Raw genomic sequence first — 11,973 nt, 5'->3', positions numbered from 1 at the left:
CACCGCGCCGCCGGCCGCGTTCTGGAACGGCATCGGGATGTCGACGTGCTGCCGGCTGGGCCACAGTGCGATCGCGCCGCCGAGCACCGCCACCCCGATCGCCACCAACAGCCCGACGACGATCCGGGCGGGCAGCGATTCAACCGGGACCGGACTGGGCGGGCCATGCGAGTGCGAGTGCGTCACCCGGTCCACCGTAGAGGCGCCGGCTGCGAACTTGCTTACTGGCGATAGCTGGCCAGGAAGTTGCCCAGCCGCTCGATCGCGGCGGCCAGATCGCGGGACCACGGCAGCGTCACGATGCGCAGATGATCCGGTGCCGGCCAGTTGAATCCGGTGCCCTGGGTGACCAGGATCTTCTCCTGCAGCAGCAGGTCGAGGACGAGTTGTTCGTCGTCGGTGATGTCGTACACCTCGGGGTCGAGCCGCGGGAAGGCGTACAGCGCGCCCTCGGGCTTGACGCACGACACCCCGGGGATCTCGTTGAGTTTCTCCCACGCAACGTCGCGCTGCTCTAGCAGCCGCCCGCCGGGCAGCACCAGGTCTTCGATGCTCTGGTGGCCGCCGAGGGCCACCTGAATCCCGTGCTGGGCGGGCACATTGGGGCACAGCCGCATGTTGGCCAGCAGGTTGATGCCCTCGATGAAGCTCTCGGCGTAGTCCTTGGGCCCGGTGATCGCCAGCCAGCCGGCGCGGTAGCCGGCGACCCGGTAGGCCTTGGACAGGCCGTTGAAGGTGAGGCACAGCATGTCGTGCGCCAGCGAGGCCACGTTGATGTGCGTGGCGTCGTCGTAGAGGATCTTGTCGTAGATCTCGTCGGCGAGCAGCAGCAGCTGGTGCTTGCGCGCCAGCTCCACCATCTGGGTGAGGACCTCGCGGCTGTACACGGCGCCGGTCGGGTTGTTGGGGTTGATGATGACCAGCGCCTTGGTGCGTTCGCTGATCTTGGACTCCAGGTCGGCGATGTCGGGCTGCCAAGCCTGCGTCTCGTCGCACAGGTAGTGCACGGGCGTGCCACCGGCCAGGGAGGTCGATGCCGTCCACAGCGGGTAGTCCGGCGACGGGATCAACACCTCGTCGCCGTTGTCCAGCAGGGCCTGCAGCGTCATGGTGATCAGCTCGGAGACCCCGTTGCCCAGGTAGACGTCGTCGACGTCGAACCGGGGGAAGCCCTCGACCAGCTCGTAGCGGGTGACCACCGCCCGGCGCGCGGGCAGAATGCCCTGCGAGTCGGAGTAGCCCTGCGCGTACGGCAGTGCCTGGATCATGTCCCGCATGATCACGTCGGGGGCCTCGAAGCCGAACGGCGCCGGGTTGCCGATGTTGAGCTTGAGGATGCGGTGCCCTTCGGCCTCTAGCCGCGCGGCCTGCTGGTGCACCGGCCCGCGGATCTCGTACAGGACGTCCTGAAGCTTGGACGACTGCGCGAAGACCCGCTGCCGGTGATGGCCGGAGGCGTGCAGGGGCAGCTGGTGAGTGGTCACGTACTTAATGGTGCCACCACTGTCCACCGAAATTTGCTGTCACGGGTCAAACCGTGATCAGCGCTTACCCGGTGGCGTCCGTACGGCCGGGACAGGTCGGGGATCAGCGCTTGCCCGGCGGCCGGGCCCCGCGGGCGATGCCCAGGCCCTTCACCGGCTGCGCGGGCGACTCTTGCTCGCCGTCCATCTCCTTTGCCGGTTCCGCTTTGGGCGCGGGCTCGGCCTCGGCCTTCGGCGCGGCCTCGGCCTTTGGCGCCGCGGGCTTCTTGGCGCCCGGCCGCTTGGCACCGGCGGCGATGCCCAGGCCCTTGACCGGCGCCGCGGGCGCCTTGTCGTCGGCCTCCGGGGCGGCCGCGGCGGGCTGAGCCTCGGCCTTTGGTGCTTCGGCCTTGGGTGCCTCCGCCTTGGGTGCCTCCGCTTTGGGTGCCCCGGCCGCCGGTGCGGTCTTCTTCGCGCCGGGACGCTTGGCGCCGGCGGCGATGCCCAACCCCTTGGCCGGGGCGGCCGACGAGGACTCCGCAGGGGCCTCCGCCTTGGCCTCGGCCTGCGCGGGCGCGGCCTTCTTGGCACCCGGCTTCTTGGCCCCGCCGGCGATGCCCAGCCCCTTGGCGGGCACGGCGGGCGCGGCGGGGGCCGACGCCTCGGCCTTGCCGTCCCCGGCGGGTTCGGCCGCCTTCTTGCCGGGCTTCTTCGCCCCGCCGGCGATGCCGAGACCCTTGACGGGCGCGGCGGGCGCAGCCGCGGCCTCGGATGTCGGGGCCGCCTCGGCGGGCGCCTCCTCGGTCTCCTCGGCCGGCGCCTCGACCGTCGCGGTGGCCTTGGGCGCCTGTGCCGCCCGCTTCTCGGCTTCCTTTGCGGCGGTGCCCTTCTCCGGCAGCGTCGCCTTGTCGTATTCGAGGGAGCCGAGCAGCACCTGGGCGACGTCGAGCACCTCGACCCCGGTCCGGCCGGCCTCCTCGGAGCGGTCGTTGACGCCGTCGGTGACCATCACCCGGCAGAACGGACAGCCGGTCGCGATGGTGGACGCCCCGGTGGCCAGGGCCTCGTCGACGCGCTCGTGGTTGATCCGCTTGCCGATGTGCTCTTCCATCCACATCCGCGCGCCGCCTGCGCCGCAGCAGAAGCTGCGCTCGGCGTGCCGCGGCATCTCGGTCAGGGTCGCGCCCGCCGCCCCGATCAGCTCGCGCGGCGCCTCGTACACCTTGTTGTGCCGACCCAGGTAGCACGGGTCGTGGTAGGTGATGTCCTGGGACACGGGGCTGACCGGCACCAGCTTGTTGTCGCGGATCAGCCGGTTCAGCAGCTGGGTGTGGTGCAGCACGGAGTAGTTCGCGCCCAGCTGCCGGTATTCGCGGCCCAGGGTGTTGAAGCAGTGCGGGCAGGTGACGACGATCTTGCGGTCGACGGTCTCTACGCCCTCGAACACGCCGTCCAGCGTCTCGACGGCCTGGGCGGCCAGCTGCTGGAAGAGGAACTCGTTGCCCGAGCGGCGCGCGGAGTCGCCGTTGCACGTCTCGCCGGTGCCCAGCACCAGGTACTTCACCCCGGCGATCGCCAGCAATTCGGCGACGGCCTTGGTGGTCTTCTTGGCCTTGTCGTCGTAAGCGCCGGCGCAGCCCACCCAGAACAGGTACTCGTAGCCGTCGAAGCTGTCGACGTCCTCGCCGTAGACCGGCACGTCGAAGTCGACCTCGTCGATCCAGTTGGTCCGGTCGGCGGCGTTCTGGCCCCACGGGTTGGCCTTGGTCTCCAGGTTCTTGAACAGGACCGACAGCTCGGACGGGAATTCGGACTCCATCATCACCTGGTAGCGGCGCATGTCGACGATGTGATCGATGTGCTCGATGTCCACCGGGCACTGCTCGACGCAGGCGCCGCAGGTCACGCAAGACCACAGCACGTCGGGGTCGATGACGCCGCCCTGCTCCTCGGTGCCGACCAGCGGGCGGGTGGCCTGCTCGGGCCCGGATCCCGTCACGCGGCCGAAGCCCGACTCGGGAACGTGGTGGACCTCGGCGTGCTTCTCTCCGGACAGCTTCTCGCCCACTCCGCCTTCCGGCGTGCTTTGGAGCGGAGATTCCTTGTCGCCCAAGATGTATGGTGCCTTCGCCATCCAGTGGTCGCGCAGGTCCATGATGACGAGCTTGGGCGAGAGCGGCTTGCCGGTGTTCCAGGCGGGGCACTGCGACTGGCAGCGGCCGCACTCGGTACAGGTGGCAAAGTCCAGCATGGCCTTCCAGCTGAAGTCCTCGATCTTGCCGCGGCCGAATTCTGCGTCGTCGGGCGGGTTTTCGAAGTCGATCGGCTTGCCGTCGTGTTCGAGTGGCAGCAGCGGGCCGAGCCCGTTGGGCAGCCGCTTGAAGATGACGTTGATCGGCGCCGTGAAGATGTGCATGTGCTTGGAGTGCAGCACGATGATCAGGAACGCCAGCATCACCGCGATGTGCAGCAGCAGGGCCGTCGTCTCGATGATCTCGTTGGCGGGCTGCCCGAGCGGACGCAGAATGGCGCCGAACAGCTGGGACAAAAAGGCGCCCTTGCCGTAGGGCAGAGTGCCGTTGTTGACCGCGGACCCGCGGACCAACACGTAGGTCCAGATGACGTTGAAGATCATGAACAGCACCAGCCAGGCGCCGCCGGTGTGGGAGCCGTAGAACCGGGACGAGCGCCCGTATTCCTTCGGCTCGGTCCGCCACCGGATGATCGCGAAGGTGGTGATGCCCAGGAAGACGCCGGTGGCGAAGAAGTCCTGCAGAAAGCCCAGCGCGTCCCAGCGCCCGATGATCGGGATGTGGAAGTTCTCCTGGAACAGGAAGCCGTAGGCCTCGATGTAGACGGTGAGCAGGATGAAGAAGCCCCACATGGTGAAGAAGTGGGCCAGGCCGGGAACCGACCATTTGAGCAGCCGGCGCTGCCCGAAGACCTCGGAGACCTCCGCCCAGATTCGCTTGCCGGGTTCGTCGGTGTGCCCCGGCGCGGGCTTCCCGGACGTGATCAGCCTGAAGAGCCAGAGGACCCGCTTGGCAGCGAGTGCGGCCACGACCAGCGTCATGCCCATGCCCACTATGAGTCTGATGAGCATCTGCGTCGTCACTGAAGGTCTCCCCAATGCATTGTTGATTCAGCCTGCGATTTGTTTGCCTGCTCAGCCCTGCTCATAGTTACATCTCCGCAGCTTCCGCCGCGAGAAAGGCTGCCCTAACTTGGCAGCTCATCCGTGCCGTGGCCTGCTTCGTTAGCGCGCCGGTGACGGTGTGACCTTCGTCGCCGTGACCCGCGCCACCGCGTCAGGGCCGGGGCTGGGGCAGGAAGGGCGGCAGTAGTGGCCGCAAGCGGGTCGTCGTCGGAGGCGCGCTGCTGGTGGGCGCCTGCGATGTCGTGGGCGCCTGCGACGTGGTGGTCGGTGCGGCGGTGGTGGTGGTGGTGGTCGGGGCTGCCGTCGTGGTGGTCGGGGTCGGCGACTCGGTCGTCGTGGTGGCCGGCGGCGGTTCAGACGACGACGACGGCGGTGGCGGAGGCGGGGGGAGGACCGTCACGGTGGTGCTGCTGTCCGGTCCGGTGATGGTCACGGTTTGCGACGTTTGCGGCGGCGCCGGCTGGCTCGGCGCCGTGGGTTTGGGCGGGCTGGACTTCGTGAGCCCCAGGTTGATCGCCAACAAAACGGCCACCAGCACCGCCGCCGCGGCTCCCGCGACGGTCAAGACCAGCGCCGTGCGCTTGTACCAGGGCAGTCCGCCGGCCGGGGTGGGGCCGCGGTTGTCGGTCTCATCGTCGAAAGTTCTTGCCGCACCGGCGTATTCGCCGGTGGCGTCCCGCCCGGTGTAGGGCACCGGTTCGTCCGCGCCGTCGGCGTCCTGGGACCAGGCCAGGGCGCCGTCCACGTCGGTGGCCTGAGCGGCCCAGGCGGCTTGGGTCATGTCGATCCCGCCGGTGCTCACCATCTCGGTCGGCGTTTCCACGACGGCGCCCGCGGCGGTCGGGACGCCCGCCGACGCCTGTTGATCGCCGAGCGCCGCCGCGCCGATGGCCGCGCTGAACGCGGGCTGCGGCGCGGTGTGCACCGGCACTGAAAAGCGTCCCGACAGCCGCGCGGTGAGCAGCGGGATGCCCGCGCCGCCGCCAGCGGTCGCGACGGCGGCCAATTTCGGAATCCCGTTGCGGCGCATGGCTTCCTCAAGGGCATTCAGGAATCGGTCCAACGGTTCGGAGATCAGCTGCTCCAGCTCGGTGCGCGTCAGTTGCCCACCCGCGACCGAGGCGGTGGCGGCGGTGGACAATTGCTCCTTGGCGCGCCGGCACTCGCCGAGCAGCCGGCTCTGCGACCCGATCCGCACGGTGCTGCCCAGGTCGGCCATCGTGTCGTCCGAGGCCCGCAGGCGGCCCAGCACCAGCTGATCGATTCCGTCGCCGGAGAAATCGGCATAGCGTACCGACGGGCCGATGCGGGCGAAGTTGGACCCGGCGTCCATCAGGCTGATGCTGGTGCCGCTGGCGCCGAAGTCGCACAGGGCGACGACGCCGGTGGTCGGGAACCCCGGTCGGCCGCGCAGCGCGGCGAGCGCGGCGGTGGCGTCGGACACCAGAACCGGGGCCACCCCGCCGCGGGCGAGGTCCGGCTGGGCGAAGAACTCCTCACGCAGCGCGGTGAACTGTGCGTCGGACCAATACGCGGGCACGGCGATGGTGATCGGTGTCCCGTAGCCCACGGTGCGGGCCATGGCCTCGATCGCCTCGACCGTCAGCACCTCGCCGAGGTACTTCGTCCCGTCGGCGGCAACGACGGGGGTCCGGTCGCCCACGCGCTCGACGAATCCGCGCAGCACCATCCCGTTTTCGGTCAGGTTCGGGTTTTCTTCGGGCAGGCCAACTTCGGTCGGCCGGTGCTCGAAGAGGGTCAATACGGCGCTGCGGACCACCGGGGCGCTGCCCGCGCGGGCCGCCACCAGGTTGGCCGCCCCAATCGACAGCCCGAGCGACTCGCTCATGCCCCGCATCCCCCTTCCGATCGCCCGGTGGTCCTCACCCTAGCGGCCGGCGGGGTCAGCGCAGGCCTGGCGGGACCGTGATCACGGTGGGCACACCCGGAATCGTGATCACCGACGGCACCTGCGGCAGGTGATGCCGATGCGTCGGCTCCTGCTGGCTGGGCTGATGCGTGGGCTGCCCCGTGGGCTGCTGTGCCGGCGGCCCGACCGCGGTGCTGGTGCTCGGGGACGTCGTGGTGGTCGTCGGCGGGGTCGTGGTGGTCGTGGTGGTGGTCGTCGTGCTGCTGGTGCTCGGGGTCGGGCTGGTCCCCGGTCCGCCGCTGAGCAATTCGGTGATGCCGTAGACGATCAGCCCGATCAGGATGACGACGAATACCAGCCAGGCGATGAGCAGCGGCGGCTTGCGGTACCAGGGGGTGGGTTCGGTCTCCAGGTCACCGAACGCTTCGGGCTGCCCCAACCCGTCGGCCGGGTTCACCGGGGGTTCGCCGGTGGTGGGCTGCTCAGCGATGCCGTAGTCGGCATGGCGGGTCGCCTGTTCGTGGAAGTCGTCGGGTGGGCCGTTGCGTGCCACGGCACCGATGGTACTGATGCCGGCTGCCAATGCCCTGAGCCCTCGGGCCGCGGCGCCTCAGTTGCCGCCGAGCGCGTCGCGCACGCGTCCCCGTGCCCGGTCGAGCCGCCTGGCAGCCTCGGCCGCATCGACGCCCGCGAGCAGCGCGACGATCGCCGTCTTGGCGTGACCCCCCGCGGCGGCGAGCGCGGCGGCCGCGGTTTCCTCGTCCACGCCGGCCGCGTCGCGGACGATCCGCACCGCGCGGCGGCGCAGCTTCGCGTTGGTCGGCCGCACGTCGACCATCCGCGGTCCGTAGACCTTGCCGAGCGCGATCATCACGCTCGTCGAGAGCGCGTTAAGCGTGACCTTCTGAGCCGTTCCTGCGGTCAGCCGCGTCGAGCCGGCCAATACCTCGGGCCCGGTCAACAGTTCGATCATCACGTCTGCCGATGCCTTGCTGCTGGGGTTGTTGACGATCGCCACCGTCAGCGCACCGGCCGCGCGCGCATGCTGGAGCGCCCCGAGCACGTACGGCGTGCGGCCCGAGGCGGTGATGCCGACGAGGGCGTCGGCGGCGGTCAGGTCGTCGAGATCGGCGGGGTCGAACGCGTCTTCCGCGCCCTCGATCGCCTCGGTCAGCGCCACCGGGCCGCCGGCGATCACACCGCGCACCAGGTCGGTGCCGAACGTGGGCGCGCACTCGGCCGCATCGAGCACGCCGAGCCGTCCAGGCGTCCCGGCGCCGGCGTAGATCAGCCGGCCGCCGCGGTCGAGTCGACCGGCGATCGCCTCGGCCGCCGCGGCGATCCGCGGGACCGCCGCCTTTATGGCGCCATGCGCCTCGCCTTCGGCGGCGACGAGCAGCTCCACGATGTCGGCGATCGGCCGGGCGTCGAGGTCGTGCAGGCCCGGACGCGCGGCTTCCGTGGCAAGGGCGTCAAGGCCTTGCACGGCAAGGGTTTTGGGTGCCGCCTGCGCGCGGACCACGTGCGGCTCGTGGATCGCCCCCAGGCGCAGCGCCCCGTCGAGAGCGTCGCCGGCGGCCGGCACGAGGTCGAGCTGGTCACGCAGCGCGGTGAACCCGGCCAGGCCGCCGACCATCGCGACCGGGCCATCCCCGGCCGCGCGAGCGGTCGCGGCGAGCGCCTCGGCCGCCGCGCCGACGATCGCCAGCGCGGCGGCGTCGCCCCGCGCCGCGAGGACGTCGGGTGCGAAGGATGCGAGCGCGGCGGCGCCGGTGAGCCGCGCCGGCCAGGTCCGCGGCGCGCCGAAGCGGGCGCGGGCGGCGTCGAGCAGCGTGGTGGACGGCCCCCGGCCGTCGTGCGCGCGCAGGGCCGCGCGCAGCCCGGCGGCGCCGATCCACGCCCCGCCGCCCTCGTCGCCCAGCCAGGGGCCCCAGCCATCGGCAGTCCGCAGCGCGCCGTTCGCGTCGATCGCGAGCGCCACGACGCCCGTGCCCGCGATCAGCACGACGCCCGGCTCCCCGCCCAGCGCGCCGGCATGCGCGATCACCGCGTCACTGGTCACCGCCACGCGCTGCGCGCGTGGCGGTGACCAGCAGCGCATCTGCCAGTGCCCGCGCGGCGTCGGGCGCCGCCAACGCGCCGGGGGCGCCCACGATCACCTCGTCGGCCGCGCCGAATTCACGCGTCACGGTCAGGATCGCCGCCTCGGCGGCCCGCACACCGCCGGGCGCCGCCAGGCCGGGCGCGCCCGGCCCCTGAGCCCTATGGCGGCCTAGGGATGCCCGGCACAACGTCTTACCCAGGTCGACGGCGAGGATCACCGCACCCATCCTTGTCGAGCGCAGGCTGGTCGGGTGGGGCGGGCGTTGCCGACCGTGGGGCACGGGATGGCTGAGCCGGCCGGGCCGCACGTCGGCCGGTTAGAACGTGTTGACCTTGTCGAGGCTGACGAACATGCCGTGGCCGGTGTGGTCGTTGGTGAAGCGGGTGCCGTCGGCGGTGGCGTTGATCGTCCAGCCGGCGGCGTTGTAGGTCTTGTAGTCGATCTGCACGGTCGGGATGGCTCCCAGGTTGCCCAACACCCACTGCACCTTGCCGGCGGAGTCCACGCTGACGCCGTTGGCGTGCTCGCCGTCCTGCAGCGGGGAGTTGGTGAACGGCGCCTCGCAGCCGACCGTGTCCTTGTTGATTTGGCAGCGGGTGGTGCCCGACTTGGTCTCGATGAACACGTAGCCGTTCTGGTCCGGCGGCAACGGGATGGCGCCGGCCGGTGCGGTCGGGTTGGCCGGCGTTGTGGGGAGGCCGGGGGCCGGACTGGCGGTGGGCGCCGGCGGCGCTGCCGAGGGCCTGGGTGTCGGGAAGGTGGGCTCGACCGGGCCGGCCCCCGGCGCGGCGACCGGCCGGCCCGCGACGGTGCTGGAACAGGCGTCGATCAGTGTCGGACTGACCAACACGGGCGCAATCAACAGGGACCCACCGGCAAGACTCCACCGTGCCCTTTGCGAAAACCGCACGCGCCACTCCCGATTATCAGCGATATTGGGACATCAGATTACGCGCGCGGAAACGAAATCCCGTGCAACCGCGCAGCTGTCGATGCCACGCCGATGGTGAACCTTTATCGCCGCGTAACCGACTGGGTCTCGGCGGCCCGACCGGCGGCGACGATGCCCTGGTAGCCGGTGCACCGGCAGAAGTTGCCGGACAGCCCCTCCCGGATCTCGTGGTCGCTGGGATCGGGGTTGTCGCGCAGCAGCGCCGTCAGCGCCGTCACGAAACCCGGCGTGCAGAAGCCGCATTGCAACCCGTGGCACTCGCGCAGCGCCGACTGTACGGGCGACAGCGTGCCGTCCGGGGCGGCGCCAGCGTCATCCGCGGTTCGACCGCGGCCGTAACCGGAGTTCCGTTGACGGACAGCATGATTGGGGTTTCACGCATTGCTCGCCCCCAGGGCCTCGGTTATCGCGCGGGTGGCCATGGTGGCGCCGATCTTCAACCCGCCGGACCGTGGCACCCATGCCCAACAGCCCGATCGCGCAGCGTGACACGAGATCCCGGTCGTCGAGCTGGACGGCGACCAGGGCTGCGAAACGGAGGAAATCGATGACACAGTTCACCATCCCGGGGCTCACCGACAAACAGGGAGTGCGGCTGACCGAACTGCTGCAAAAGCAACTGAGCACCTACAACGATCTTCACCTGACGCTCAAACACGTGCACTGGAACGTGGTGGGGGCCCGAGGTGCTGTCGAGCATCTCCGGCGACCGGGGCGCCGGCGCTTTCCTGCAGGCCTGCAACGACGTCGAGATCGTCGACTGCGCGGATCTGGCCGGCGGTCAGGACATCGACGAGCCCTAGGCCGCCGCGGGCGGGTCGGCCGCGGGCAGCGCGGCCTCTTGGGCGGCGGCGTGCACGCGATGGCGGACGAGATACCAGCCGCCGATCAGCCCGGGGATGCCCAGGGCCATGGCGCCGAGCAACCATGGGCCCTGCACCTGGTCCAACAACATCAGGACGAGGACGCCGGCCAGGAAGGCCAGCGTGAGGTAGCCGCTGTAGGGCGCCAGCGGCATCCGGAACTGCGGCCGTTGCACCGCTCCGGCGCGGGACAGCCGGTAGAACCGCAGCTGGCTCGCCACGATCGTCCCCCAGGCGACCACGACGCCCACGGCGGCGATGTGGAGCACGATTTCGAACGCCTGGCTCGGTTTGACGGCGTTGAGCACGATGCCTAACAGGCCGACCACCGCAGTGAGCAGGATCCCGCCGTACGGCACGCCGTTCTTCGTCATGGGCGCGGTGAATTTCGGTCCGCTGCCGTTGATCGCCATGGACCGCAGGATGCGGCCCGTGGAGTACAGCCCGGCATTCAGACTGGAGAGCGCGGCGGTGAGTACGACGAGGTTCATCACGCTGCCGGCCCCGCCGAAGCCGACCTTGGAGAAGAAGGTGACGAACGGGCTGACGTGGTCGCGGTAGGCGGTGTGCGGCAGCAGCAGCGCCAGCAGGACCGTCGACCCGACGTAGAAGATGGCGATGCGAAAGACCACGGAGTTGATGGCCCGCGGCATGATCTTGTGCGGATTCGCGGTCTCGCCGGCCGCGATACCGACGAGTTCGACCGCGGCATAGGCGAAGACCACGCCCGAGGTGACCAGCACCAGGGGCAGCAAGCCGGCCGGCAGGAGCCCGCCGTGGGTGTCCCAGAGCGCCACACCCGGGTCATGACCGTCGACCCTGAAGCGGCCGACCACGAAGACCGTGCCGACGACGAGGAACGTCACCAGCGCGAGGACCTTGATCAGCGAGGCCCAGAATTCCAGCTCGCCGAACAGCCTGACCGAGATCAGGTTCATCGCCAGCACGGCGACCAGCGCGATCAGCGCCAGCGTCCACTGCGGGACGGCCTGGAACGTCTTCCAGTAATGGCAGTAGTGTGCGATCGCGGTGGTGTCCACGATGCCGGTCATCGCCCAGTTGACGAAGTACAACCAGCCCGCGGCGAAAGCGGTCTTCTCACCGAAGAATTCACGGGCATACGACACGAAGGATCCCGAGGACGGGCGGTAGAGCACCAGCTCGCCGAGGGCGCGCAGGATCAAGAAGACGAAGACGCCGCAGATCCCGTACACCAGGAACAACCCCGGTCCCGCCGACGCGAGCCGTCCGCCGGCGCCGAGGAAGAGGCCGGTTCCGATGGCACCGCCCAGACCGATCATCTGTATCTGGCGGTTTTTCAGGCCCTTGTGATAGCCCGACTCCTCGCGGGCGATCCGCGCGGCGGCGCTGTCTTGCGGTGGCATTGAGTCCTGCCGTGTCGGCTCCAGGGACGGCTCAGGCTAACCCATGGGCGCGGCATCCGCGAGCGAACGGTCCACCCGAGTCATAGCCTGAGCAGCCCCTCGTCATTGCGGTGGCTTGGTGCGTCGACGGCGGGCTCGGGCAGCGGCCACCGGTGGGGAAGTGGCCTCGAGCGGACCTG

At 70.2% G+C, this 11,973-nt stretch carries 8 protein-coding genes and 4 pseudogenes; 1 reads left to right on the top strand and 11 read right to left on the bottom strand.

The annotated features are described in order from the left end of the window. The 10 genes and pseudogenes from A5695_RS16370 to A5695_RS16330 form a co-directional block, all read right to left on the bottom strand. Positions 1-186 (bottom strand): annotated as a pseudogene (locus A5695_RS16370) (YibE/F family protein); the annotation flags it as partial. A gap of 35 nt (positions 187-221) precedes the next feature. Beyond that, on the bottom strand, positions 222-1,511 hold the full coding sequence (locus A5695_RS16365; RefSeq protein WP_068084058.1) for a pyridoxal phosphate-dependent aminotransferase: 1,290 nt from the start codon (positions 1,509-1,511) through the stop codon (positions 222-224). A 76-nt stretch (positions 1,512-1,587) separates the two neighbouring features. Next, positions 1,588-4,578, bottom strand: a complete 2,991-nt coding sequence (locus A5695_RS16360) for a heterodisulfide reductase-related iron-sulfur binding cluster (RefSeq protein ID WP_068084055.1) — start codon at positions 4,576-4,578, stop codon at positions 1,588-1,590. A 193-nt stretch (positions 4,579-4,771) separates the two neighbouring features. After that, entirely contained in the window at positions 4,772-6,469 is a 1,698-nt protein-coding gene (locus tag A5695_RS16355) for an Hsp70 family protein (RefSeq protein ID WP_068084053.1), read from the bottom strand. A 55-nt stretch (positions 6,470-6,524) separates the two neighbouring features. Continuing rightward, the gene (locus tag A5695_RS16350; protein WP_068084051.1) at positions 6,525-7,043 is read right to left on the bottom strand and encodes a hypothetical protein; all 519 of its coding nucleotides are present in this window, start codon (positions 7,041-7,043) and stop codon (positions 6,525-6,527) included. A gap of 57 nt (positions 7,044-7,100) precedes the next feature. Beyond that, a complete protein-coding gene (gene murQ / locus A5695_RS30320; protein WP_068084061.1) occupies positions 7,101-7,976 on the bottom strand; it encodes an N-acetylmuramic acid 6-phosphate etherase in 876 nt (291 codons plus the stop codon). A gap of 165 nt (positions 7,977-8,141) precedes the next feature. Next, positions 8,142-8,591: pseudogene (locus A5695_RS30315) on the bottom strand (BadF/BadG/BcrA/BcrD ATPase family protein); the annotation flags it as partial. Continuing rightward, complete coding sequence (locus A5695_RS29720) at positions 8,542-8,811, bottom strand: hypothetical protein (protein ID WP_231974870.1); 270 nt, start codon at positions 8,809-8,811, stop codon at positions 8,542-8,544. The gene A5695_RS29720 and the pseudogene A5695_RS30315, both read right to left, overlap by 50 nt. 99 nt (positions 8,812-8,910) lie before the next feature. Continuing rightward, positions 8,911-9,459: a hypothetical protein gene (locus A5695_RS16335; RefSeq protein WP_369830199.1), complete on the bottom strand. Its 549-nt coding sequence runs from the start codon at positions 9,457-9,459 to the stop codon at positions 8,911-8,913. A 149-nt stretch (positions 9,460-9,608) separates the two neighbouring features. After that, positions 9,609-9,851, bottom strand: a pseudogene (locus tag A5695_RS16330) ((2Fe-2S)-binding protein); the annotation flags it as partial. 242 nt (positions 9,852-10,093) lie between these two features. On the opposite strand from A5695_RS16330, the pseudogene A5695_RS27720 reads away from it, so the two are divergent. Continuing rightward, positions 10,094-10,225, top strand: a pseudogene (locus A5695_RS27720) (DNA starvation/stationary phase protection protein); the annotation flags it as partial. 120 nt (positions 10,226-10,345) lie between these two features. Here A5695_RS27720 and A5695_RS16325 read toward each other — a convergent pair. Continuing rightward, positions 10,346-11,794 carry an amino acid permease gene (locus A5695_RS16325; RefSeq protein WP_068084041.1) on the bottom strand — a complete coding sequence of 483 codons (1,449 nt, stop codon included), beginning with the start codon at positions 11,792-11,794 and terminating at the stop codon, positions 10,346-10,348. Between the last annotated feature and the right edge of the window lie 179 nt (positions 11,795-11,973).

It is taken from the genome of Mycobacterium sp. E1747 (genome assembly GCF_001667775.1).
Lineage (GTDB): Bacteria > Actinomycetota > Actinomycetes > Mycobacteriales > Mycobacteriaceae > Mycobacterium.
This window is presented reverse-complemented; position numbering and strand designations above follow the sequence as displayed.

What these genes read in the sequence shown, in the direction of transcription:
- A5695_RS16355 (WP_068084053.1), bottom strand. Translation starts at nt 6,469, where the DNA reads ATGAGCGAGTCGCTCGGGCTGTCGATTGGGGCGGCCAACCTGGTGGCG.
- A5695_RS16325 (WP_068084041.1), bottom strand. Translation starts at nt 11,794, where the DNA reads ATGCCACCGCAAGACAGCGCCGCCGCGCGGATCGCCCGCGAGGAGTCG.